This window comes from Corynebacterium sp. HMSC073D01, assembly GCF_001815555.1.
Lineage (GTDB): Bacteria > Actinomycetota > Actinomycetes > Mycobacteriales > Mycobacteriaceae > Corynebacterium > Corynebacterium glucuronolyticum.
Window position 1 is genome coordinate 28,125 of sequence record NZ_KV821050.1, and the last position, 24,967, is coordinate 53,091.

General features: G+C 56.8%; 22 protein-coding genes. 10 read left to right on the forward strand and 12 right to left on the reverse strand.

Translation table 11 applies throughout. From position 1 onward, the window contains the following. Window positions 1–965: 965 nt before the first annotated feature. Both HMPREF3044_RS12920 and HMPREF3044_RS12640 read left to right on the forward strand, forming a co-directional pair. Window positions 966–2,093, forward strand: coding sequence for a histidine kinase (locus tag HMPREF3044_RS12920; protein ID WP_141759655.1), 1,128 nt, complete (start codon window positions 966–968; stop codon window positions 2,091–2,093). A 307-nt stretch (window positions 2,094–2,400) separates the two neighbouring features. Then, complete coding sequence (locus HMPREF3044_RS12640) at window positions 2,401–3,075, forward strand: response regulator (RefSeq protein ID WP_005393357.1); 675 nt, start codon at window positions 2,401–2,403, stop codon at window positions 3,073–3,075. A 616-nt stretch (window positions 3,076–3,691) separates the two neighbouring features. Here the strand turns inward: HMPREF3044_RS12640 and HMPREF3044_RS07740 are convergent. From HMPREF3044_RS07740 to HMPREF3044_RS12930, 4 genes are all read right to left on the reverse strand, one after another. Further along, window positions 3,692–4,276: a DUF5808 domain-containing protein gene (locus HMPREF3044_RS07740; RefSeq protein ID WP_210400536.1), complete on the reverse strand. Its 585-nt coding sequence runs from the start codon at window positions 4,274–4,276 to the stop codon at window positions 3,692–3,694. Between the two features lie 2 nt (window positions 4,277–4,278). Then, a complete protein-coding gene (locus tag HMPREF3044_RS07745) occupies window positions 4,279–4,593 on the reverse strand; it encodes a PadR family transcriptional regulator (protein WP_070740553.1) in 315 nt (104 codons plus the stop codon). A gap of 446 nt (window positions 4,594–5,039) precedes the next feature. Further along, window positions 5,040–6,677 carry a VanW family protein gene (locus HMPREF3044_RS12925; RefSeq protein WP_070740561.1) on the reverse strand — a complete coding sequence of 546 codons (1,638 nt, stop codon included), beginning with the start codon at window positions 6,675–6,677 and terminating at the stop codon, window positions 5,040–5,042. Beyond that, the gene (locus HMPREF3044_RS12930) at window positions 6,678–7,829 is read right to left on the reverse strand and encodes a glycoside hydrolase family 3 N-terminal domain-containing protein (protein ID WP_232621961.1); all 1,152 of its coding nucleotides are present in this window, start codon (window positions 7,827–7,829) and stop codon (window positions 6,678–6,680) included. It abuts the gene before it with no gap. Window positions 7,830–7,946: 117 nt separating this feature from the next. Here HMPREF3044_RS12930 and HMPREF3044_RS13390 point away from each other — a divergent pair, with 117 nt between their 5' ends. After that, a complete protein-coding gene (locus tag HMPREF3044_RS13390) occupies window positions 7,947–8,144 on the forward strand; it encodes a DUF2613 domain-containing protein (protein ID WP_083318137.1) in 198 nt (65 codons plus the stop codon). Next, the gene (locus tag HMPREF3044_RS07765; RefSeq protein ID WP_070740564.1) at window positions 8,113–10,842 is read left to right on the forward strand and encodes an alpha-(1->3)-arabinofuranosyltransferase domain-containing protein; all 2,730 of its coding nucleotides are present in this window, start codon (window positions 8,113–8,115) and stop codon (window positions 10,840–10,842) included. Before HMPREF3044_RS13390 ends, HMPREF3044_RS07765 begins: the two co-directional genes overlap by 32 nt. A gap of 529 nt (window positions 10,843–11,371) precedes the next feature. Here HMPREF3044_RS07765 and HMPREF3044_RS07770 read toward each other — a convergent pair. Then, entirely contained in the window at window positions 11,372–12,382 is a 1,011-nt protein-coding gene (locus HMPREF3044_RS07770; protein WP_070740567.1) for an acyltransferase family protein, read from the reverse strand. A gap of 29 nt (window positions 12,383–12,411) precedes the next feature. On the opposite strand from HMPREF3044_RS07770, the gene HMPREF3044_RS07775 reads away from it, so the two are divergent. Then, entirely contained in the window at window positions 12,412–13,053 is a 642-nt protein-coding gene (locus tag HMPREF3044_RS07775) for a porin PorA family protein (RefSeq protein WP_070740570.1), read from the forward strand. Next, window positions 13,032–14,297, forward strand: coding sequence for an MmpA family trehalose lipid delivery protein (locus HMPREF3044_RS07780; protein ID WP_070740573.1), 1,266 nt, complete (start codon window positions 13,032–13,034; stop codon window positions 14,295–14,297). The genes HMPREF3044_RS07775 and HMPREF3044_RS07780 overlap by 22 nt, the downstream gene beginning before the upstream one ends. Window positions 14,298–14,456: 159 nt before the next feature. On the opposite strand, the gene HMPREF3044_RS13140 is transcribed toward HMPREF3044_RS07780, so the two are convergent. From HMPREF3044_RS13140 to HMPREF3044_RS07795, 3 genes are all read right to left on the reverse strand, one after another. Further along, a complete protein-coding gene (locus HMPREF3044_RS13140; RefSeq protein WP_070740576.1) occupies window positions 14,457–14,729 on the reverse strand; it encodes a glycosyltransferase in 273 nt (90 codons plus the stop codon). A gap of 97 nt (window positions 14,730–14,826) precedes the next feature. After that, a complete protein-coding gene (locus HMPREF3044_RS07790) occupies window positions 14,827–15,594 on the reverse strand; it encodes an NYN domain-containing protein (protein WP_070740579.1) in 768 nt (255 codons plus the stop codon). Window positions 15,595–15,875: 281 nt separating this feature from the next. Beyond that, window positions 15,876–16,943, reverse strand: coding sequence for a glycosyltransferase family 4 protein (locus HMPREF3044_RS07795; RefSeq protein WP_070740582.1), 1,068 nt, complete (start codon window positions 16,941–16,943; stop codon window positions 15,876–15,878). A 254-nt stretch (window positions 16,944–17,197) separates the two neighbouring features. Here HMPREF3044_RS07795 and HMPREF3044_RS07800 point away from each other — a divergent pair, with 254 nt between their 5' ends. The 3 genes from HMPREF3044_RS07800 to HMPREF3044_RS07810 all read left to right on the forward strand — a co-directional run bounded on the left by HMPREF3044_RS07800 (window position 17,198) and on the right by HMPREF3044_RS07810 (window position 19,869). Beyond that, complete coding sequence (locus HMPREF3044_RS07800; protein ID WP_070740585.1) at window positions 17,198–18,499, forward strand: ATP-binding protein; 1,302 nt, start codon at window positions 17,198–17,200, stop codon at window positions 18,497–18,499. A 555-nt stretch (window positions 18,500–19,054) separates the two neighbouring features. After that, complete coding sequence (locus tag HMPREF3044_RS12655) at window positions 19,055–19,444, forward strand: hypothetical protein (RefSeq protein ID WP_083318138.1); 390 nt, start codon at window positions 19,055–19,057, stop codon at window positions 19,442–19,444. 119 nt (window positions 19,445–19,563) lie between these two features. After that, on the forward strand, window positions 19,564–19,869 hold the full coding sequence (locus tag HMPREF3044_RS07810) for a hypothetical protein (RefSeq protein WP_246820956.1): 306 nt from the start codon (window positions 19,564–19,566) through the stop codon (window positions 19,867–19,869). A gap of 128 nt (window positions 19,870–19,997) precedes the next feature. Here HMPREF3044_RS07810 and HMPREF3044_RS07815 read toward each other — a convergent pair whose 3' ends face one another. Further along, a complete protein-coding gene (locus tag HMPREF3044_RS07815) occupies window positions 19,998–21,704 on the reverse strand; it encodes an ATP-binding protein (protein ID WP_246820958.1) in 1,707 nt (568 codons plus the stop codon). 387 nt (window positions 21,705–22,091) lie between these two features. Between HMPREF3044_RS07815 and HMPREF3044_RS07820 the strand changes: the two genes are divergently transcribed. Then, entirely contained in the window at window positions 22,092–22,814 is a 723-nt protein-coding gene (locus tag HMPREF3044_RS07820) for a class I SAM-dependent methyltransferase (protein ID WP_210400537.1), read from the forward strand. A gap of 191 nt (window positions 22,815–23,005) precedes the next feature. Here the strand turns inward: HMPREF3044_RS07820 and HMPREF3044_RS07825 are convergent, their stop codons facing one another. From HMPREF3044_RS07825 to HMPREF3044_RS07835, 3 genes are all read right to left on the reverse strand, one after another. Then, on the reverse strand, window positions 23,006–23,209 hold the full coding sequence (locus HMPREF3044_RS07825; protein WP_005388341.1) for a hypothetical protein: 204 nt from the start codon (window positions 23,207–23,209) through the stop codon (window positions 23,006–23,008). Window positions 23,210–23,219: 10 nt separating this feature from the next. Next, the gene (locus HMPREF3044_RS07830) at window positions 23,220–23,735 is read right to left on the reverse strand and encodes a hypothetical protein (protein ID WP_231285986.1); all 516 of its coding nucleotides are present in this window, start codon (window positions 23,733–23,735) and stop codon (window positions 23,220–23,222) included. A 359-nt stretch (window positions 23,736–24,094) separates the two neighbouring features. Beyond that, on the reverse strand, window positions 24,095–24,967 hold an 873-nt coding region (locus tag HMPREF3044_RS07835), incomplete at its 5' end, for an integrase core domain-containing protein (protein WP_141759657.1).

The window sequence follows — 24,967 nt, forward strand, 5'->3', positions numbered from 1 at the left end:
AAGTACTTCTCTTTTCAACGTGGAGTTAAACGGTTGAAGGGGTGTGTGCACAATCCTGCGTGTTTTAGTGGAGTATTTCGTCTGGGCTAATGGTGGTGAATCATTTTTGGGCTTGTCCCCGTTCGCGACGCCATTGTTTGGGTGGATCCTTCATCCACAGCTCCTGCCGCCCGCAACAGGCGAGCAATCGTGGATACGGAAGGCACCGGATCTGTTAGCTCTCCTGATGCAAAACCGTCAAACCGAATGGAGATGGGACCATAGTCCCAACCCTGGTTTTTCAAACGCTTAGGGATCGCAAGCAGTGCGGTGGTCACGTGCTCGTCATAGGTCCTTGCTGGGATGATCGGGGCACTGGAATGAGGATCCAACGCGCCACCTGCTTCCTCACCGTATCGGGCACGAATGTTGTAGAACGTGCGGCGGGAGATCTTCAACTGTTCGCAAAACGCGGCAATAGATAGTCCGTGACCGTCGAAAGGATCAAAACTCAGTAATTTTCCGGCGAGTCTCCGGAGGAATTGCCCTACTCATCATCTAATTGTGTCCGACACACAGCAAAAATAGTTCATGAAACTGTGCACAATGTCATGACAATAGGCGTGTAAAAAGTCGTGACACATAACAACCCAAAACCGAAACCCCAGTATCCTAAACAAGGGCCAGACAATCGAATGAAGGTATGAGTAGCCAAACGTTTATTTCAACAGCGGGGCATACGCGCGACGCAGATACAGTGATTATTGGCAATGACACCAACCCCCCATTGAAAAATGTTACCGCCCCTTCAACGAGATGCACTTGAAAAATCATTTTATACTGTTACTGGATTAGTAATTCCAGGAAGTTAAAAGGTCCTACTCCCGATCCATCAGACTAAGAAAACTCAAGCTTCCTGAGTAGTGATCGGAATAGTTTGGATGCCAAACATCTGACTGAACGAGTTGCCGTTTAAGGGAACAGAGATGAAAAGTTATACAAGCCGCAATGGAACCCATCTGACCAAAGCTGAAGCATGGACGTTGACCGGATGCCTATTAGCGACTGGTGTCAATTTACTCCTCGCGCCTCCACCAGCACCAGGTAGCGCTTTTACTCTCGCTTTGCTGCTCTCCTTATGCGCTTCTGCTTGCTTTCGGTTACCGATCCCGGCCGGGTGGCTACTAGTCGTAGTAGTAACCCTCACAGCTTTCCATCCAGAATTTCAGATGCCAGTGATGACGTTTATAGTACCTATAATCTGTGGCATACTTGCATTTAAGATCCGGTTTTCAGTAGCCACAGCTTTCGGGTTACTTGTATGTGTGCTCGGTGTCATTAATCCGAAAACCGGTGATTACAAACCCGAATTGCTCGCATTCACAATCTGGGGATTGTTGCTACTAGCTGCTTTAATCATCGGTAGAGCCTGGAAGCTAGAAGCTAAAAAGAAAGCCGAGTTGGTGAATCGTTGGAGGCGTGAGACACAGACACGCAGAGACCAACTCGCTCAGATTTTACATGATTCTGTTGTTTCATCATTAACTTCTAGCGTGATGCGATCTGAGGCCCTTAGCCTCGCCCACAGTTCTGATGACCTTCTCCGACGAGAACTTCAGGAAATAGCCAAGGATAATAGAATTAGCATGGTCTATGCTAGAGAACTACTACGCGCACTAAAGTCCCCCTCAGATCATCCAGACACCCCCTCCATTGAGTCCCTTAATTCCATACTTGCCGAAATGACAGCGCGCTTAAAGAGTTGCGGATTTATGGTTGACATGGTGGTTGAGGGAAAAAATGCGACGTTTTCTGCATCCACTCTTCAAGCAATTCATCGAGCAGCTTTCGAATCCACCACAAATATCCTCAAATTCGCCAAGCCTCGATCAACGGTCAAAGTCATATGTCGGCGCAATGCCGACTTTTTCAGTTTTTCCGTGACCAACGTAATAGCAGATCAAAGCGAGGTTCCGAGATATTTACTGTTGTCTTCGGGCTTAGGTCTCGATTATTTAGAATCAACAGTGACGAATGCAAATGGCAAAGTGATTTCTGAATCGGATGGTTCTACTTGGACATTGGAAGTTCTTCTACCAGCGCCCCCAGAATAGTAGATTCCAGCACGGGTGGCTACTTTCGTATTCGTTTTTTTGAGTCCAATCTGCATACTAATTCCATCCCGTATGATGGTCTGCACAGCAGATCTGTAGAGACCACTGTAAGGAGAGTGTTTTTGAAAACCAAATCTTCTCGCTCAACTTGTGTTGTGCTGTGTGCGTTCATAGTTTTAACTATCGGATCGACCAATGCTTCAGCAATCGATTACAACTCTACCTCGCTAAATCGACCATTCTTTTCATCCTTCACCCTCTACGACATTTTTAAGTGTTCCAGCGCTCACGATCTTCCCTGGTGTAAATGAGATCATCAAATGCCATTGAGCCCATTAAAGTCCTTATCGTTGACGATGAAGCCGTAGTTTTATCCTCTCTTCGTAAGTACTTCTCAATGGTCGACGACATTGAAGTCGTTGCTGAGGCAACGAACGGAAATGCGGCTCTTGCTACACTAAAAAATATGCCTGTAGATGTCGTTTTGGCCGATATCCACATGGAAGGAATGGATGGAATTGCATTATTGGATCACATAAGCAGTTTCCCCCATCCTCCTGCTTTTGTGGCACTTACCGGAATTGATACAGACGATAATATGCTCCGAGTCCTCTCCATGGGAGCAGCCGGGTACGTAGTCAAAAGCGCTCGACCAGCTCAGATAATAGAATCAATCTATAGTGCTGCAGCGGATAACATTGCGCTTTCGTCAATGTGTCTGGCCCGAATTCTCGAGCACATTCCACAGCATTCAAACGCATTGCCAACAGTTGCCGGAGAGAATATTCAGCTGACCCCTGCAGAACAGAAAGTTTTAGCTCTATTGTGCCAAGGACTTTCAAATGCAGAAATCGCCAAGCAGGCAAACTATGCTGAATCCACTGTCAAAAGGCATGTTTCGAACCTTATCTCATATTTTGGAGCATCATCAAGGTTGAGTCTAGCTCTGGTAGCGTTGGGTTACAGTCGATTTCAAAATTAGCCTCAAACAAAATTCTCTTACACACGTACTATCGCCTACAGGGAGGCAACTCTGCGGGCAGAAGACCAGTCAGGTTTATTTTTTGGTCTATAAATATTGAGGGTGTCTTCTCATATCACATTGACCGATTTCGATGCGTTTGCAATTACTAAGCCTGTCTACCAGGTTGTCGACCCCCTAAATAGTCGAGGACGACATCTCAAAAGTCTGCAGTTAATTGCAACTAGACAATGACGGACAGGCGTGCGTCATATTAAAGAACCATGCTGGTCAGACCCGTCACGTGTCGATGCAACGTTAATCCGGGAGCGACTCCGAGGAGGAACATAACCCACTTAGCGAAATTTTGCTTGCATGATCACTTTTCACATTTCGCGCGGTGCGTAATGCGTAGGTCTTGCGATCCGTTATAGGGGGAAAACAACCTCGAGTAGCGCATCAGTAAATGCTCCAGCCGCGACGATGAAAGGAAAAACCCAGCAAAGGTCCGTACATGTTGTGCTTATTTTCTGACCTACTGTTTTCCTACCGAGCGAAAGCCTTGTCGTTTATACCTACCACACAAGCCGACATCACCCCAATCTAACTCCCGAATCTGCCGAAGAGGTTTGTCACGCTACTTTAGTGGTTCGATGTTGTTGAGGGCGGAGTTCACCGTGCCGACGAGCACGCCGAGGGCGGTGACGGGCATGGCGAGGATACCAAGGCCGATGCCCCAGGCCGGGGAATCGTCGCCCTCGGTGTAGCGGGCGAGTTCGGCTAAGGTCGCTAAAGAAAACGCTTGCAGGCCCAGGGTCTGAGCAGACAGGGAGGCATCGACAGACTTGTGGCGGTAGGCGTCGACAAGCGTGAAGGCGGTGAAGCCGAGGGTGACAAGGACGGGCACGGCGGCGGCGGGGCGCGCGGCTGTGAGACGATCCGGTCGCAGGTCGAAACCCCAATGCGTGGGAAGTGTTCCGTCGCGCATGCCGACGAAATGGCCCACGACGGCGATGAGGCCGGCTCCGGCAAGGGGTGCGTAGGTTAGTGCCTTGGAGACGGGGGCTGGGATGTGTTCTTGCAGGTCCGGGAGGGAATCGTCGGGGCGGACAAGGCCTGCCTTGACGGCGAGCTTGCCGAGGTTCAAATCCCAGCCGATGCCGACGCGGCGCGGGACGAGCCAGTTCGGGTTTTCTGGGTCGAAGGCGGAGAAACGGGTCATGATTAATCCTTTCCTACCAGCGCGGATACGCTGGCGCTGAAGCGTTGCCATTGGGAGGTGAGGTCGGTGAGGTGGTTTTTGCCGGAGGTAGTGACGGTGTAAATCTTCCGCGGGGGGCCGGAGGGTGACGGCTCCCAGGAGGTGTCCACATAGCCGGCCTTTTTCACGCGGGAAAGCAGCGGGTAGAGCGTGCCCTCGCTAACATCGAGATCTTTTGCGGCGAGGCGCTCGAGAAGCTCGCCGCCGTAGGAGGGCTGTTTGGCAAGGAGAGTGAGAACGACCATCTCGAGCACCCCCTTGCGTAGTTGGGAATCCATACAGTCCTTTCAGTAGCTTGCTTTACATGGTACCTCGGTTAGCGATGTACTGCAAGTGCAAGGGTAAGCACATTGGCGTAAGGTTCCGCCTACACCACCAGTTTCAAGGAGAAAACCACCATGCCACCCACCAAATGGAGCTGGATTATTCCGCTCTCTATCGCATCACTCATTTTCATAGAAGCCAGCAGGCAGGCAGAGGGGATCACATCCTTCGGGATCCTCTTGTTCGCGTTCTTATGCTTCAAGGTCGCGGTCGACATCTGGCGCGGCCGCTTCCCCGGGAGCGAACAGTATAAAGAAGAGGGAATTAGTGAAGCGCAAACGCCCACGAAATTTCACGACTTACCGAACTCGTGAAATTTGGTGGGCGTTTATCCTGTAGCAGATGTGACCACCTGGGGTAGCTGGTTTGCTTAATTTGCAGACGCCCACAAACTGTCACACTAGGAGCAGCGGACGATGGGGACCGGGTCGTAGACCGTGGTGGTGGAGGTACGCGACAACTCATTTCCGGCGAGGTCAGTCACTACCCGTGTATCCGATGTGGTGAAGCCGGGGGCACCGTTTGAGGGCGAACAACTCGACCCGCTGACGCTCATCGGCTGGGGCTGGGTGTAGTTCCACTTGCCGCCGGGGATGGACTGGACGTTCGTCGTCTTTACGCCCTTGAAGGTGACGGTGACCTCGTTGCCGCTCACGCCTGCCTCGATGAGGACGGGGTTCGGGGTGTCGTTGCGGAAGACGAGGTCGATGGCACCCTCGTAAACGGTGGCCTCGCGGCCCGCGGGGTAGCGGGAGATGTAGTAGCTGTGCGGGGTGTGGGCGATGTCGGTCATTGCCGAGAAGTACGAGGCGTTGTAGAGGGTTGTCGCAAATTGCGAAATACCACCACCGACGGCGGTGTCGGCGTGGCCGTTAAGAATCACGCCGGACGAGACATAACCCTGGGCGGTGCCGCGGGGGCCTGTATATCCATTCAAAGAGAAGGTCTCGCCGGGGGCGACGATGGCACCGTTGACAGTCTTCGCTACCAGGGCAATATTCGTCCCCGACGGGCCGGAGAAGCCGCCGGTAGTGAAAGAACCCACGACGTCGTTAAAGGTGGCGGCGTTAGCCTGCTCCGTGGTGAAGGTGGCGGGGTCGGGTTTGTAGGTGACGTCGAATTCCTTCTCGTCGCCTAGAACGCGCTCGGGGAAGCCTTCGAGGGTTTTCTCCCAGTCGATGACGGTGCCGTCGACGTGCGGGGTGACGGAGCGGCCGCCGCCGGTCAGGGTGAGGGTGGCGTTCTTGTGGGCGACGTCGGTGGTCTGCAAGTTCTCGTTCAGGATCTCGCGGGCGCGGTCAACGTTGACCTCGGGCCGGAGAACTCCGTTCTCCGGCGCGAAAGTGAGAATCTCCCCCATCCGGTTACGAGGGATGATGCCATCAACCTTGTCGTTGCCGTGGGCGACAATGTCGGCGGCCAGGGCCTTCTTGGCGGGTCCCTTCTCCGCGGCGTCGATCTCCTCGTCGCCGATGGCGGGCGGAACCTCGGTCACCTCGACGATGACGCCGTCGGGGTTGAGCCAATTGTGGAGGACAGCATCGGAAACGGACTCCTCGGTAGCAGTCTGACCGATGACGGGAGGAATGCGGTTCACGGAACCGTCGACAAGCGAAAGACCACCGTCGACGGGGTCACGGGTGAGCTCCGTGGCGACCGCCCGCATGGCAGGTGAAAATGCATCACTAACGTGGGACTGGATCGGGACCTCGGTGGTGGTGAAGAAGGAGGTGATCTTGGTGATCGGGTTGAGCGACGGCGTGCCCGCAGATTCGATGGTCGCGTCCCAGTCGGGGGCCAGACCCGCGGCCTGCGGATCGATGGTGGTGCGCATGTCGTTCGCCGAAACCTCGACGGGGCGGTAGGTGAAGGTGGAAGTTAATTTATTTTTAGCATCGGCAGGGTTCATCCCACCGATTGCGACCCCACCCACAGTGGTGCCACGGGGAACGGTGCCCTGCGTGAGGACCGTATCCACGCCATACAGGCCCAAGAGGAGCAACACAAACAGGCCTACGGCAAGTCCAATGCGTTTCATCTACATCCCTTCGTGGTTGAGCTGGGCAACCCGCACCGCCGAGTCATACATGCGCTCACGACGGTACGCGCCCGAATCGACGGCCGCATTGACCGTATCAATCGTCTCCACCAATGTATCGGTGGAAACCCACAAAGCGTTATCAGCCCCCGCCTGAAGTGCGGCAAGAACGGCCTCCGGAACGGAATGCTCCGCCGAGACCGCCTTCATGCTGGAAAGGTCATCGGTGTAAATGACACCGTCGAAGGGGGTTCCGCGCGTGTACGCGCCGGAACGGATGAGCTCGTAGACCTCGGGGTTCAGCGACGCCGGCGCGTCGCCCATCCCCGGCACCGTCACGTGACCGACCATCAGCCCCGCTGCGGGAAACTCCGTCAACGCCGGGCCGTACGGGAGGAGATCCAGCCTCTCCAGCTCCTCCAGCGGCGGTGTCTGCACGGAACCCGTGTGCGTGTCCCCCGTCGCACGGCCGTGGCCAGGGAAATGCTTGAACACGGGGGTTACGCCCGCGTTGCTGAGCCCCCGGGCGAAGGCGATGGCGTACTCCGTCGCGCGGCCCGCCTCCGCTGAGAACGAACGGTCTCCGATGGCACCGTCCGCCGGGCCCGCGTCCGTGTCCAGGACCGGGGCGAAATCGACTGTGATGCCAAGGTCGGTGAGTTTTTGGCCGAGGTCGTAGGCCACCTGCTCCACCTGCTGGGTGGACATCGTCTCCGCCATGACGCGCGGGGAGGGGATATCGCCGAGCAGGGCGGGCTGGCGGACGACGCGGCCGCCCTCGGCATCGATAGTGACGGCGAACGGCCGACCGATCTCCCGGCGCAGCGTGGCGATGTTCCGCTCCGGATCCGTGAGCAGCGCCGGATCCGTCCAGCTAGCGATGAAAATGCCACCCACGCCCTGGTGCAGGGCGAACAGCGCATCGTCGTAATCTTTCACGCCCACCGTCATGAGGGAGGCAACCTGTGCCCGCTGATCAGCGGGGACAGGGACGGGCATCGGCTCGGTGTGGGTTTCCGTTTGAGTGGTGACCTCTGTGCTCGTGGCGATGGATGTTACCGTCTCCGGCTCCGGGGTGAAAGAACAGGCAGAAAGGACACCTGCACACCCCAAAGCGACGCACGCCAGCGCTGCGGATGCTCGTCCTGCCATGAGAAAATCGGCCCTTTCGTGATACCTGGAAACGTCAACCAGAATACGCGGTGGTTCGACCAACGGCTCAACGCGGTATAGGATTGTACCCACATTAGAGATGTTAAGGGGATTTACGTGCCATTTACGTATCAGTCGCTGACGCGCCGCACCGCGGGCCCGGCCGTGGCCTCCGCCGTCGTGGGGCTTGTCGCCGGTGTCGCCGCCGTCATCGGTGTGGTCTCCCTGACATCCGAGGATGGGAGCACGGTTGAGCACACGGTTAGTACCGACGACGCCGTCCTTGGCAACCCGGATTACGGTTCAAGAGAGTAGCGTAATAGCCCTCCTGGGCATCCTCTGCTTCCTGCAGTCCCCCGGCCTGACCGTCGCCGATACCAAGCACGACCTCGCCGCGAACCCGTGGGGTTTCCTAGCCGGTGCCACCCAGCTTTTCGCCCCGTGGGGCCTGCAGAACCAGGCCTACGGTTATCTCTGGCCCCACGGCCTCTTCTTCGCCCTCACCGATTTTCTCCCCGACTGGGTCGCGCAGCGCCTGTGGTGGTGGCTCCTCCTCGCCATCGCCTACACGGGCACAACAGCTCTGCTCAGGAACCTTGGCTACAAAAAGACACTTTTACCAGCGCTCCTCTACGCCTTCTGCCCGCGCATCCTCACCACCATCGGCGCCATCTCCTCGGAGGCGTGGGTCGTGGCGCTCGTGCCGTGGACGGTGGCTCCCCTCCTCAAAAACAAACCGTTTGCAAGCCTCCTCGCCGTCGCCTGCATGGGCGCAGTCAACGCCACCGCGACACTCGCTGCCCTCGTCCCCGCAGGTCTCGTCCTCCTCGCCCGGCGCGCGTGGAAGGCGCTAGCCATCTGGTGTGTCGGTGTCGTCGCCGTCTCCGCGTGGTGGATCGGGCCGCTCCTCATCCTGGGGAAATACTCCCCGCCGTTCACCGACTACATCGAGTCCGCCTACGTCACCACGCGCTGGCTGAACCCCCTGGAAATTCTGCGCGGCACGACGAGCTGGTCGCCCTTCGTCGACGATGAGCGCACCGCCGGGTTCCTCCTGGTCACCGTACCACTCCTCGTCCTCGCCACGGTCGCCGTCGCAGCCCTCGGCCTGCGCGGCATCGCGGGATCGCCGTGGGTGATGATGTTGCTCGTAGGTCTTGCGGTGCTCTCGTTTCAGTCTCCGCTTCTCGACGGCTCGTTGGCCGCGTTTCGCAACCTCCACAAGTTCACTCCCCTGGTCACGATTCCCCTGGTCATCGGCGTGGCGTGGTTATGCGACCGGGCAGATAGGACATCCCTCGTTGCCCTGGGGCTTGTCACCTGCGTGGCGATTTCCCCGGCACTGACGGGGCAGCTCGCGCCCAAAGGCGCCTACCGGGAGGTTCCCTCGTACTACCAGGAAACCGCGGACTTTTTGAATGCCCAGGGCAAGGCCGTCCTCATCGCGCCCGAACGGTCCTTCTCGCGGGAGGACTGGGGTTGGACCCGCGACGATCCCTTGCAGCCACTGCTGCGCGTTCCCTGGACCGTCCGCGATGCGATCCCCATTGCCGACCCCGAATACATCCGTGGCCTCGACGGACTCATGGCGAACATGAGCGAGGAAGCTCTTGCGGGCTTCGGGTTCGGCTACGTGGTGAGAAATGGGCAAGACGTAGAAAAGGTAGACCGGACCCTCAACCGCGGCGCGCCAGTGAAGGTCGCTGGGGGTGGCGAATCTATCGCTTTATTGGACACCATCCACGGCGCCGCCATGTGGCAGCTAGTGGACAAAGACGCGACGATCGTCACCGACACCCCCACCCTCGTGGAGCGCAACTACGGCACGCTGGAGAATCCAACGTCGGGCATCCTCGCGCCCGGGGAGACGACAGGCGTGAAGAACAAGGTGAAGGACTACGCGTCCGTCGGGCCCAAAACCGCAGTGGAGGAGCTCGGCGGGCACGTCACGCACGGCCCGGATGTCGCCGATCCGACACGGTTTGGTGGCGCGGAGCCCGAGCATTCCATCACCGCTGCCGTCGACGGGTTTGAGGACACGGCCTGGTACGGCACGTGGCTGGAGCTCCACCCGGACACGCCGGGGAAGGAGCTGAAGCTCGTCCTCACCGAGGGTGAGGCGGAGGTCACTGCGGGTGGCCGCACGTGGACGATGGGAAGCGGGACGGTGACGCTTCCCGAGCCCGTGGACAGTGTCCACGTGCGCCCAGCGGAGGGGATCGCAGAGGTGGAGTTGAGCGATGCCCCCATCCGCAGAGTAGTGACAGTGCCCGACACCTCCCCTGACGTGCAACAATTCGTCTTCGCGGGCGAGGGCCGCGTGACCCGCGCGTTCACCGCACCGCGCGACATGGATGTCATCGTGGACGCGGAGGCGACGCTCGACGGCGAGGAGGTGCAAGCGGGCGACACCGTGCACCTCACCGCGGGGCGACACGAGGTGAGCACCCTGAGCCCGCAGATCACGCTCACCGTTCCCGGGTTTAAGCTGCCGAGCGGGGACAGTATCATCGCCACGGCCCGCAGCTTCAACCCCGGTGTGCAGGGCTTTATCGACGGCACGGAGCTCCAGCCGATTCGCATCCGCGCCGGCCAGCAGGGCTTCATTGTGCCCGCTGGTGTCGATGAGACACTCACCCTCGAATTCGTGGCGGAGGATGCCTACCGGTGGTCGCTAATCCTCGGATTCTTACTGCTCATCGTCACTGTTGGCGTGTGCATTGCTTTGCGACGCCGGACCTTCCCCGCGCAGCCTGCTCGGGCACTGCCCTGGGTGGGGCTTGCCCTCGTGGGTTTCGCCTTGGGACCGTGGGCGCTCATCGCCGCTGCAGTGGGATGGTTCCTCACCCGCTACGTCTCCCCGAGCCTCCTCATTGGCCTCGGCCTCGGCGTCCCCGGCGTGTGGCTGGCGCTTGCCCCGTGGCCCTCCCCCGACTACCCCGCGAGTAGCCTCGCCGTCACGATCTTCATCGCGGTGGCGCTGGGTGCTTCCCTGCCGATGCGGAAGGAGTAGGCCTGCAACCCTCAACGATGTGCTCCAAAGGAGACGTTGTTGGAGACTCGTACATTTCGCGTCGTTAGCTTAAGGGAGGCCTATTCAGTTGAACTTTCGAGATTTCGGCAATTCATTGTGAGAATAGAGGGGGTCTAATCTAACAATTTTTCGCAGTTTTGGCTAAAACAAACAGAATAGAGGGTAGCTAATCTAACAATTGCGCGGTATCAATAGAATGAGCGCTCCGTAACACAGATCAAACGCCAAGCAACCGGTGGCTTTATATTCAGCATATTCAGCGGTGCACACGACGGCGACTGAAAAGAAAGCCGATAAACAGGTTTATTTGACTTCTTCCCTTTGCAACATAGCGACTTCGATATTACAACTACTAGCGACAGGACTCCCCGCACCTCTCAACGATGTGTCCCAGGGGAGACGTTTTTTATATGCTATTCAACACCTTTTACTTTTCGCAGCAGATTCACGTGCGTCCCTTTTATTTCCCCAGGTTGCAAAAAACACGTTCCAGAATCTGCTGCAAAAACTAAAGTGCGTCACGGCTACGCGTCGCTGCGCCTGTATGGAAGGGCTTCTCGGTCCACTCGTAGCTGACGTAGCTGACGGGGATGGTGAAAGCGAAGGTGAGGAGCCAGACGAGGAGGAAGTGACCGCTAAAAAGCGTGATGGTGGTGAGGGCATAGACGGCGGTGAGGACGGGGAGGTGCCAGAGGAAGATCGAGTAGCTAATGCGGCCGAGGAAGGCGAGCCAGTCGGGGACGCGGGGCTGCCAGTCGACAACCAGGTAGAGGAGGGCGAGGGCGAAGACAGCGCCGAAGAAAATGCGGATGGCGAACTCGGTGGGGGTTGGGTGGGTAAGTCCCGCTGGGCCGAGGCAGGTGCCGGCAACGAGTGCGGCGATGGCGATCGGGGGCCAGATCCACCAGGGGAAACGGGTGCTGCGCACCCGTTCTGAGGAATGGAGCTCTGCGAGGAGGATGCCGACGGCGTACCAGGAGCAGTAGGCCGGCGGGAAGATCTGGGAGTTGGCCTCGAAGTTGAGGGGGAGGTAGGCCCAGCCGAGGGAGGCGAGGGCGATGAGGATGATAATTGCGATGCGCCAGGGTTTCGCAATACGGCCGAGGATCTCGCGGAGGAACGGAAAGATGATGTAGAAGGCGACTTCGACGCACATCGTCCACAGGTGGGTAAGCCCCGTCATGAGGGCGCCGGGGACGTAGAGCTGCACGAAGAAGACGTTTGCGAGCAGGGCGTTTACACCGGCGGAGTTGAAGGCGACGAAGCTAATCACCACCACGGCGAGATACGCCGGGACGATGCGACCGAAACGGTTGCGGGCGTAGCGGCCCCAGGGCGTCGAAAAGCTAGGGTAGCGCCACCAGAGGAGGAAGCCGGAGAGGGCGAAGAAGACGGCGACGAAATAGTCGAATCGGTCGAGACCCGGGGTGCCGGTTTGGAAGGCGACGTGGGTGGTCATGATGCCGAGGGCCGACACGGCGCGCAGCGCGTCGAGGGCGGGAATGTACGATCGATTCATAGTTACACCACATCATATGGGAGCCTGTCTTGGTTAGGAATCTGTTCATCGGCGTCGGCGCGGCGCTGCTCGTTCTGCTGTGGCTGCTGCAGAGCCTCATCACCCCAACCATGGCCAACTACCAGGCGCAACTCGTGGGCGATGGGCAGACGCGAACCGTGTCGGTGGTGCGCCACGGCAAGACCGTCACTGCCACCGACGTGTACACGGGACACCTGGACCGCGACGTCTCCGGCACCTATCTCATCGACCCGAAGTCCGGCTTCCCCGCCAAGAAGGCGACGCACACGGGACTGACCTACTACTTCCCCATGCCGACGGAGGAACGCTCCTACGTCATCTACGATCCGCTCACCGGCGATGCCGACACCATGGACTACGTGGACCCGGAGAAGCGCGACGGGATGAAGCTGTACGTGTTCAGGGAAAACACGCCCCGCCTGCGGGAGGTGACGATAGAGCCGCATTCGGGGATCGCCGTGGACGCGCGGGAGGATGTCGACGGCACGGTGATCGCGTTCGACGAGGCGACGCGTACTGACGCGCTGGTGCGGGCAAAGGCCGCCTACCGGCAGTACCGTTCCCTGGAGGTTGCTCGCTTCCTGCTCACCGTTGCCGGTGGCGGGTGCATCATCGTTGGGCTGTGGCTATGGACCAAACGCGTGTTGTAATCCGCGTCGCTGCGGCCACGTTCCTCATCGGCTGCGCATTGTGGTTTTTGGTGTTCCCCGGTGTGCTTGTGCACCGCGACATGGTCATCGTGGATACGCCTGCGCTGTCCGCCTGGAATTTCGGCACCGCGCCAGGCCACGCCGCCCGCAACGCCCCGCAGGATGGTTTCCTCGCGCTTGCTGGTCTCCTTCTCCCCGCGAGTTGGGTCGCACGCCTCATCCTCGTGGGGTCAGCGGTGGGCGGGTGCATCGCGTCTTGCCGCTTCGCACAAGGCGCCATAAGCGAAGTGGCGGCCATGGCCGTGCTCCTATGGAACCCCTTTGTGGTGGAGCGACTCCTCCAGGGGCACTGGACGGTCGTCGCCGCGTTTTGGCTGTTACCGCTGGTGGCGTCTCTCAAAAACCGGCCCGGGTTTCAAGCAATCACCATGTGGGCGACATCTCTCACACCGACGGGCGCGATAGCGGGTGCTGCTGTGGGTATCGCCACCGGGCGCAAGAAAATCATGGTGCCCGTCGCCGTGGCCATGAGCCTCCCCTGGCTCGTCCCCTCCCTCCTCCACCGTCCCGTCGCCGCCGCCACGGACGTCTTCCGGCCGAGCTCCCTGTGGGAACTCGTCGGGCTCGGCGGCATCTGGAACGCGCAGGCCACGCCCAACGCATATGCCCCACTCCTCGGCATCGTCCTCATCGCAGTCCTCCTTCCTGCGCTCCCCCGCGCCGACCGCGCCCTCCTCGCCCTCGCCGGCGTAGGCTTCGCCCTCGCCACCGCATCCCTCCTCCCCTTGGGCGACCTCTACGCCACCATCCCCGGCGCGGGGCTCCTCCGCGACGGCCAAAAGTGGCTGCTCCTCGCCTCCCCCGCCCTGTGTCAGCTCGCCGGCAACGTCACCTGGTCCCCACTCGTCATCGCGCTCACGATCCTCCAGGTCCCCTCCCTTCCCCAGGATGTCGCGGCACTGCGCCCCGTCCCCGAGGCCCCCTCCTGGTACGAGGCCACCGCCCCCGTGCCCACCATGACGCTTGTCGACGGCCACCCGGCACTCAATCCGGCACTGAAAGCATCCCCCATCCCACCCTCGGGGGAGCTCGTCGTCGACGGCGTCACCGTTGAGAAGGCCCCCGACGCCCCACCACCCAGCCAGGCAGATTGGGACCTCGGCCTCGGGCTCACCCTGTGGTGGATGGCTTTACCTGCGGTAATTATGGCGTTCTACAGGCGACCATCGGACCCGGGGCACTGATGCTTCTCGGGGAGGGCGTGACATTTTATGGGCATCTGTTACATAGCAGATGTGACCACCTGGGGTACATGGTTTGCTACATTCACAGACACCCACAAACTGTCAGGATGCCAATTTGAAAGCAACTTTTCGCGAGCATCAAGCTTGTAACCCCACTCACTAGGAAACGATCCGCCGCAATAACTCTTCCCAGGCTTTACCCGTCGCCTCCCAGGAGAACTGCGAGGCGAATCCTCGTGCATTGCGCCCCAGCTCCGCACGCTTTTCTTTGTTCGCGCGAAGCTCATCGAGGGCGCTAAACAGATGGGCTTTATCATCGACAAGCACACCGGTGCGACCGTGACGAACCGAATCGGTGAGCCCCGAACGTGCGGTAGCCGACCGCCGGGACAGAGGGAAGGACGTGGATGCCGGCGCTGGAAAGCAGCTCATTCTTGCGCCCTTCTGACAATTGACCATGGAAGATAACCTGCGACTCGACGCCGAGTTCCCGGGCGTAGGCGCGCAGGTTCGCCCCAGTGAACAAGAATCAGAGCTCTTCCTCGTCATCGTCTGCCAAATTGGCCTTACCAAAATTAGTGGCATGCAGAGGATCCTCTAAATTCTTCGGCTTATCAGCCACGCACTCACGTATGCCATCGATATGCTCACTCAAGCTCTCAGTGATATTTGCCCACATCGGATCCAAAATAAAATCGATTCCCGAGCGTCTGGCATGCTTAGCAGCCGGAACAAAATCACTATCGCCTGAAATCATAATTATCTGGTTCACTAACCTTCGTTCAGCCAGAGCTGCGATATCAAGACCTATTCTCATATCTACGCCTTTTTGAGATATGGCTAGATAAAAGTCGTCCTCGGTTAGATCATCGATTCCGATCTTCTTTCGACAAAGCTTTTTAAGCGGGGCATCTTTAAGAACATAGCCACCTTGAGATTCAAGGGGCTCACCTCGCCGTATCGCAACCTTCCGCTTTTTTGCCAAAGCAGAAAAGAAGGAATTGGTCCAGCTGAATTGCTCGGACCGCCCCAGGTTAATCTGTCTCTGAAGTAAGGGGTGATAAACAACCTTGTCCGAAGGTGGACAGTCGTAGTAGAAAATCCGATAAAGTCCCGCTTTCGATTCCCGAATATGCCGGTGACAATATTTTACAAGCTCAGTTGCGCGGTCCTCTGCAGATTTGTGCCCGAAAAGAACGGAGGCACGCTTCCTATAGAATCCCCCATCGACCAGGATTGCCGTTGTAATTTGCCGAAGTGGAATCTGTTGCCTGCTATTTCGATGTTTGCTACGCATTACGCCTCCTGGAAAGAGGTAACCCCAGTCATCGGCACTCTCCCTATCAGCGGAGGGTCAACGGCTGGGGTTGATGAATTAGATACTAACCAACCGTCACGGATCAGTCAAGGAAGAAAGTGGGACAGAATACATACGCTATATTCTGACCTCGCTCTCACTACGACTAAGCAAAAAATACCACAGTAAGTAGACTCAGGCCGGTCTCCGGAATTGTGGCATAGATCCATGAAGGTACATTCACCCAGTTTTTAAGTGCTAGGCGAACTCAAGAGGTTCCCTTATTTGCTCGTGAGACCGATCCGCCGCAGTAGCTCTTCCCACTTCTCACCTGTTGATTCCCAGGAGAATTGCGAGGCGAATTCTCGTGCATTGCGCCCCAGATCCGCACGCTTTTCTTGGTTCGCGCGAAGCTCATCGAGGGCGCTAAACAGGTGGGCTTTATCGTCGACAAGCACACCGGTGCGACCGTGACGGACCGAATCGGTGAGCCCCCCTGACGTGCGGTAGCCAACCGTCGGGACGGAGTGAAGGGCGGCTTCGATGACCGCGAGGCCCCACCCCTCCTTGACGGAGGGGAGGACGTGGATGCCGGCGCGGGAAAGCAGCTCATTCTTACGCGCTTCCGACACCTGACCATGGAAGATAACCTGCGATTCGACGCCAAGCTCCCGGGCGTAGGCGCGCAGATTCGCGTCCCACCAGCCGGAGCCGATGACGTCGAGGCGGGCGTCGGGACGCGCGGCAAGATAATCAAGAACGTGCTCGATGCGCTTGTGGGGAACGAGCCGCGACAGAGTGACCAACCGATCCGAATGATTGTTCGATACAGCAGGCACCGCAGGCGCACCGTTGCGGATGATCTCAATGCCCCGGACCCCCAGGCGCAGAAGCTCGCTTTTCGACGGCTCTGAAACCGTCACGTACGGCGCGCCCCGGTACACGCGCGGTGCCACGCGGGATTCCAGGAACCACCCGAGCCTGCCGAGCAGCGGGCCCGCGACCGGCCACTGTTCCCTGTGACAGTGGTGCGTGAGGACGACCGTCGAGCGCGGGTGCGCAAGCCGCGCGAAGAACGGAATGCCGTTTTGGGTGTCCACCACCGCATCGTAGTGATGCGTCGCCGCGTGGAGGAGACCCGCGATGTAGACCGTCATCTTCCCGCCGTGGCGAATGTGCTTCACGCCCTTTTTGGTGGAGTGAGCGGGCATCCCCTTCGCGCGGGCGGAGAAGTACGTCACCGAATGCCCGCGCGCGGCCAGGTAGGCGCCGACGTGCTCAAGGTAGCGCTCGGAGCCGCCACCTTGGGGGTGGTCGGTATCGCGCCAGCACAGCAGGAGGATCTTCATGCACTCGGTTTCTTTTGTCGGATGCTTTCCAAACAACCATCCTAACGGTGCCGGGATTGGGGGCCTGCGGGGAGGTGAAAGGAGGGTGGTAAATCTTCGAGCAGGTGGGTGGCAAATCTTCGAGCAACCGGGTGGTAAATCTTCGAGGAGAAGGGTGGCAAATCTTCGAGCAATCCACATTACTTGCTGGTCAGAGAGTTTTTATTCGTTGAGAAGAAATAGACTTTTTTGGCTTCAAAAAGTAAGGTGAAAATATGTCATCACTTTCCGGAGAAGTCCCACGGCATACTCGCAGTCTCGCGCGTGAAATCCTTTCGGACACGCCACTCCTTGTTGTGCAAGGAGCTCGCCAGGTAGGCAAATCAACGCTTCTTCGTCAGGTACTTAGCCCAGATGATTCCGTTTTTGTGACGTTAGACGACCCGACTACACGTCGATTCGCGGAAGAAGATCCCGTGCAGTTTCTTCGACAGGCACCAGGAAAGACTCTTGCCATCGACGAGGCTCAACGTGTCCCAGATTTAGCACTCGCGCTCAAGCTTGTCATAGATGAACAGCGAATCCCCGGCGCGTACGCGATCACAGGTTCAGCCGATTTGTTAAGACTCAAAGGAACGGGCGACTCCCTCGCTGGTCGAGCCAGTTCGCTCACCGTGCGACCGCTTAGCCAAGGCGAAATTGGCCAGAGGAGCGATCCGGAAGACTTCATTTCATGGGTTGCGAATGGCTGCGCGGGGAATCTAGATAGCTCCACTTCCCCAAGTGACATACGAGAGAGAGTAACTGCGGGTGGTTACCCAGAGCCACTCAAACGGTCAACTTTCCGGGCACGTAGCCGCTGGTTTAGAGACTACGTTGACCAGCTACTTCGGCATGATGTACCGCAGCTTGCTGGCGAAAGCAGTCAAATGTTGCACTCCTTCGAGCCGCTCATTCGACTACTCGCTTCTCAAGGAGAATCTGAATTAGTAGTTGCGCGCTTGGCTGAGCGTCTTGGAATAGTCGGTTCTACGCTGCGCATGTACCTTGACACGCTGGACACGATGTTCCTGACGGAAACCCTGCCTTCGTGGGGCCGGGGCTACAGCGGTCGCGTTGTCCGACGCCCCAAACTGTCGCTTGTGGACACCGGTTTAGCAAGCAGTCTCACCGGCTTTACGCCCGAGGCTTCACACCAGGCCGGCGGGTTTGAATTCTTCGGCGCACAGCTAGAGGCTTTCGTTTCCTCCGAACTCAAGAAGCAACAGACGTGGTCAGAAACCATTTACCGGCTCTATCACTATAGGCAGAGAAACGATGAGGTAGACATCGTGGTTGAGCTGCAGGACGGTTCGGTCATCCTGATGGAAGTGAAATCGACCTCCCAGGTGCGCCGCGATTCGTGGACCTCCTTGCAGCGCATCAGTGAAAAACTTGGCGCCCGTGTTCGCGCCAGCATCGTTTTATACACGGGCGAAAAGGGCTACTGCATCGACGAATCGCCTTCTCTCTATGTTCTACCTGTGGGACTCTTGTGGGAGCACGTGAGTATACCCACCCCGTTCCCTTCACAGTAATGAATAAAGACTGTGAACTGCATTGATCTATATGCAGGCCAAAAATGAACACGTTTTAGGGTAATAGAGCCCCAATTCCCCTTTGTAACAGAGGTTTGATTATCTCTATTTTTCCTTTTACGCTCTTGACACCCCCCTTTTTAGGGAATATTATTTACGGCACGTCATAGTTACGTAGGAGATACGACGATGAGAAAGAGTTTTGCAATCCCCGCACTCACAATTCTCGCAAGCCTACTTTTGCCGGTTAATGCACATGCCTTAGTAAACACTTGTTTTGAGGATGTAGTCACACCAGGTACAACTCGGTGGGAAAGCGGAAGCTCCACCGGTTTCCTTCGCACATCAAGTAACGCCGAGAGTGGCTTAAACAGCAATCCTTTTACCAAAATGACGTGTTACTTAGGTAACTACTCAACGGTAGGAGGGGACGCGTGTTCAGTCTCAACGTCAAGCCTCAACAACGAAAGGGCGGGCTTCACATACGATTGCGCTTATTCCGCTCAAGAAGCGCGCGTCCGCGCTTGGATCGACGGGATCCCATCGAACGGTGGCATGCAATCGATACATACAGAGGTTTCAGAAACTAAAAAAGAAAGCTCATCGCTATGGAGTGACGGTACGTGGGCGGTTCAATATACACGTGAACCACAAAACATTGTGAAGGTTAGCGTAGTTGGCTCCGATATTGTAGCCACAACTACTGGCAGCGTGGAAAGGTTTGAATCTCAAGGTATTCCGATTCGAGTAAGTGACGGAATGAGAGAGATAAGTCTTGTAGTTTTTGAGCCAAGCTCCAATCGGTTTGATGCAGCTACACTCAGGGATAAGCGAGTTGAGTTGGTAGCTCCTGGTGTCCTAAAAAGAAGCGTTTTAGACGACGAAGAATTTTCGGTGAGCATCTTGGAAGAGGATTCACTGTGGAGTCAGACAGTAGTTTATTAATGAGAAAAGAGAAGTTTTGGTTGTTCGTATGCGCCACCGCAGTTGCTTTTGGATGCGCATCTTGTAGCACCGGTGACACGTTAGAACAGGCTCTCTCCCAATCGGATACATTTGTATGGGTGGATTTCACAGAGCTGTATAACTCCCCTGAACAACCGGTTGTGGTTTGTGACTCCGCTTTCGCAGAGATAGCGTCCCACAAGCTTGGGGTGCATATTCCCAAATTCACTACAGGCAAGGAGAACATACTGGTCACACCAAGGAAAACAGTGGAGAAGTACCCAACCTCCAAGATTAACCTGTGCTCTGCACCCAACCTGCGGCCAGCGGGCAAACTCCGCGATGTCCCACAGCGATTTGAGCGAAACGACACCACGTGGTGGCTGGACTCCTCAGAGACAGAGAAGCTTGACCTATTTAACTAACTGATTGTTGTCGCTCGGTTTGCGCGATGTTTGGGACACAGTTCTCAACACGAACGATGCAGTCTTGGTCACACTGGAGTAAATATCCCACCGTGGCGACTCTTATAGAAGAGGCATACGATGTATTATCACACTGTCTCATACGTAGTCGAACGAACCCCCTGCCTGCCGTTCATGACGATGAGACCCTCTTTTAGCAGCGATTGAAGCGCGTAGCGCACCTGGTTGTCTGATAGCCCTGTGCCTGCAGAAAGGTCTCTCACCGTGGCACTTCCCTGCGCGGAAATCTTTTTGTACACCGCAGGAGCATTAGGCCCGAGACTCTCCAATAACCCGGTCGGCAATGCAGGAGGGGCGTCGACAGGTAGTGTTTCAGCCAGCGAGATAACTCCACCTTCCACTCTGATTGCGCCGATTTCTTCTAAATGCCCAAGCATCCGCTTGCATGCGGCATGGGAAAGTTCTGAGTAGGTTCGCTCAACCTGAGTGACGGACAGTTCGCCGAAATCGCGCAGCATGACAAGAAGGTCTTCTTCCAATGGCGCAAGGTTTTCCGAGAAGGTTTGCAGCCACTGCATCTCCTCCTCATTGAAACGAGGACCGCGAGGCAGAATAACGGTGAACTCAACACCGCTATCAATAAACCTTGGAGCCGCGCAACGGGCTTCGCGCAGTGCAGAAATTACCTCTGCGATGCCACCGCCTTCGCCCTCAATTACCCGCTTCCCATCCCGTGTCCGCAGGTTACGAGCAATCTCATACAACCGACGATTGACAGCAGCTTTCGCCAGAACCGAGCTTTCTAACTGCTCCACCGTCACACCTTTGAGTCCGCCTGGGTTTTTGATGATGACCATCTTGGGCGTAATCCGGATTTCAACTTTCTTCCCGACACCGAGCGATGCTCCCAAATCTCTATGCACCAGTGCATTCGCAATAATTTCTCGAAGCGCCCGTGGAGGAAACTCCGGCGAATCGGACATATGCCCATCCTCGCCATATACACTCGCGGTATTGGTATTCCGTAGTATCCAATCCACGCCCTCGTCCAACATGGCAGGTATCGGCCCCTCGAGTTCAACGAGATTTTGCAGGCGTCCCCGTTCTTCCCGCCCGGGGGTTCTCACAGCCGCTGTCGCTCCGAGCGCTGGCTCCGTCGCCTGCGGCAAAAATCCAAGCGCATAAAGACCTGCTAAGCGCAGATTTCCATCCTTGTCGCACACATTGGTGATCTGCAGGATACGGTTCTTATCATCAATTGCTGATAACCGTGATCTGCCAGCGCGTATCGATTCGATGTATGCTTCCACCGCTGGCTGGTCAAGCATCTCGATGCTCGTGCCGGGTAAAATCTCGAAGTCTGGTTGGACTCTCTCCGCTTCAGATAACGCAGCCAACGCAAACACTTTGAGGTCATTGCTATTCATGACGTAGTTTCCGTCGGCCTGCCGCAGATACGGTTTACCCTTATACAGAGCTGGCTTCTCACCGGGTAGAAGGGGTTGAACCTCCACCACCATCACCGTGCCCGATGCAGTACGAACGTGGCAGATTTCCAATTGGGGTGCAGGATCCACGGAATTCCTGTTAGCACTAACAAGTGCCTTTTCCAACTGAGCCGGGTGGGTCACGCCGGTGATGAAAAAGTTTCGCGCCTGGCTAATACCAAACAGGATTGTCCCCGTTTGAGGCATGTTTGCGAAAGCGGCAAGTGTTTTACCGATGTCTTCCGGTAGCCCGCCCTCAGCAGTTTTGCATTCGACGAGCGTCGTGTCGTCTCCAAATGCGCGCAGTTCAGCCAAAACTCGCTCGAGCTTGCCTTCACTCCATTCCACACCCACAATCATAAACTACATCCACCACTTTGAACAGTGGTTTTCCATATCTGAGTCCACATTTGGAAACACTTGCACACGTTTACATATGTGAGACTAGCTCGCCCCATAAAGCCAGATCAGGAGTACGCCCGAGCAGCACATATACACACCGCCAGTCGGAATTCGCACACAGATTCACCCCTATTAGACCTACTTTTTCCACATGTGAAGCCACATTGGGAAACACTTACACACGTTTACATATGTGAGCCCTTTCCAAAAGTGAAAGGCCCAGGCAAAACCCATGGCAACATATGTAAACACTGTTAAACCACATTCACAAACACCCTTCCACCAGGCATTTCACACTTGGACATTCTAGGCAAGGCCACTACCCTTACACTCATGCTCCTCCACACCCGCCGCCGCGCCACGCTCCGCCGCTCCCTGCGCCTGCTCGCCTCCTTCAAAAACGAGCAGACCTCCCCCGCGGACTTCTACCTCCCGCTCGCGCGGGACACCGCCGACCTCGTCGCCGCCCTCCACCGCGATGCTGGGCTTTCCTCCCCCTCTTTGCTTGTCGACGTCGGGTCAGGCCCCGGCTACTTCCGCGAGGCCTTCCGTCCCACCACCTACATCTCGGTCGATCCCTACGAGGACGCCACCGTCCACGCCGACGGACGCAACCTCCCGTTTGCCACCGACTCGATTGACTGCACCATCAGCTCCAACGCCGCAGAACACGTGGCCAACTGGCAGCAGATGGGCGACGAAATGGTGCGCGTCACCAAGCCCGGCGGCCTCATCATCCTCAGCTACACCATCTGGCTTGGTCCCTTCGGCGGCCACGAAACCGGCCTCTGGCAGCACTACCTCGGCGGTGCCTTCGCCCGCGACCGCTACACCAAAACCCACGGCCACCCACCGAAAAACGATTTCGGCGAATCACTTTTCGACGTCTCCTGCTCCGACGGTATCCGCTGGGCACGTTCCGTGCGCGATGCCAGCGTCCTTGGCCTCTTCCCCCGCTACCACCCACAATGGGCCTGGTGGGCCACCCGCATCCCGCTCCTCCGCGAGTTCCTCACCAGCAACCTCGTCATCGTGCTGCAGAAGCTCAGCAGTTAAGGAGAAAGGGCTAAGCGATGTAGCCCTTCTGGAACATATAGGGTTAAGTGTGAACTTCGATGTAGCAAGGCCACACAGCGTGAGCCCACGTTACCTCGATTTACAGAAGTCACTCGACACCTATAGAAAGGAAGCAGGACCTCAATAAGTGCAGTACGCTACCATCGGTGTCAGCGGTGTCTTATTGTTGATTACATATCTCTCAGCTGGGATTTTTCATCCCCCTTTACATTCTTCCCCTTATTATTCCAAGTAGTTGTAAGAAAGAGGATAATAGCGGCGACACCACACGCCATTCCACCAATGTTGCAGGGATTGCTCACCCCAGGGGCAAAAATGAGGAATAAGCCGACGAAGCCGAGGAAGCAAGCGAGTATGTCAAGTGTGAGGCGCATTTTTGAAGCATTATTCGAAGCACGCACTGTAGAGATTCCCAAGGTTGAACAAATCGAGTAGAGCCTGCTTTGCTTCCGGAGCTGCCATGTGTGCGCCCGCATTAACCCCCTCCTGCACGGCGTTTGCAAAATCCACCCCTCGACTTCTCTGCTCGTCGTACACCCTCTTGAAAGTCTTCACAAACGTTGTTGCCCCTCCGGCTTGTTTCAGAGCTTTGCGTATTCTAGCAACTTTAAATGCTGGAAGACTGGTTACTAGTGCAATTCCGATCGCGCTTACGCAACCTGCAACACCATATGTTGTCATCTCCGGCGGACGCGAATCTCCTTGAAGCTTGTCTTCAAGCCATCTGTGTGTGGACGTATTTCCAGCGGCCAGAACCTCATCCGGGATTTCTTCGATAGCAGTGAAGATGGGCAGCAATTCAGCTTCCGAGAGCGACGGTGCGAATCCACTTGTCCCGCGTACAACTGCAAGCGATTGTTTGGCCGATCCTCCACGGGTTGTAGCAGATACTGGTGCCACTGTCGACAGGCACAAGGTTAGAGCACACATGCTTGCAGTAGTGCTTTTTTTTCGATCGGAAGGTCATAGGGATATTAACTCCGTTCGGTATTGGTTTTAGGAAATGGAGACTAGGAAAACAATCTCCGCTTAATCGACAATCTACTCTCCCCAACTGTCAGTCGCAAACCATTTCGGCAACTGGTGTATACAGTCAAACTCGATACTCTCACCAGCATTCAGCTAGTCCATCAGTTTCGCTCCTTCAGCGGTCAAGTGTTATGTCCCAGTAGTTGTTGGACACGGAGTCCCGAGACTTTTTGGACACGGAGTCTCGGGACTTTTTGGACTGGGAGTCTCACTACTTTTTGGGCAGGTCCCTAGCAGTGGAATTTGCGGGCTTTCTTTCGACTTTTACCTCGTGGCGGGCGGGGGCCTTCCAAGTTCTTCATCACTGTGGGTGGCTGTCGGTGCCACATGCCTTGGATATAGTTGATGTTGATCTGACTGGTGGGCTTTTTCAAGCATCTGATCGGCAACGGGAAGGAGAAGAGCAACTCTCCGTCGTGAATGGTGTAGAACTCGGCGATGGTGTCCTCGGTAATGTTGGTTGCCAGGCGCCGGTTTTTAAACCTCATCCCCACATACACGCGAGTGCCACACACAGATACGACCCCATTGTTGTCGATGGTGGTTTCTGCGGGTAATCCCCACGGGTTTTGCCCGGGGATTGTAGGAAGACTGGGCGATACACTTGGAGGTGCAGTGCTTATAGTGTCCTGGTGGGATGCTGGCGTGGTGCTGTGGGGGTCGGTGGGAGTGGCTGCTCCTGCCGGTCCCGCACTATCGGCGATGGTGTCCTTGTAGTAGGTGGCGATCTTGTTCCACAACACATCCGGATTCACGGGGCTGGTCGGTGGCTCAGCCTTCGGGAAAGCCTCCCAGGCTTCTTGGGGTGTCAGATGGAAACGGCCCTTAACAAGGCCTTGGTGGCGCCGTTTGGTGTTGTAGTGGTGGCGGTAGTCCACCAAGAATCTGGTGACTTCCTGAAGGCTGGTGGGGTGTCGGGCATCCAAAAACGCGGTCAGCGTCTTGTGGGAGCGTTCATCTTTGCCCTGGGTGGTTGGTGCAAAACCAGCAATGGAGACAACCCCCAATGAAGCCAGCCACACCTCCGTCTGGGAGAGGTATCCCCGGTGGTAGGTTGCAAACGCATCCCCAGGACCCGACCCCATGGATGTGGACACCTGGGG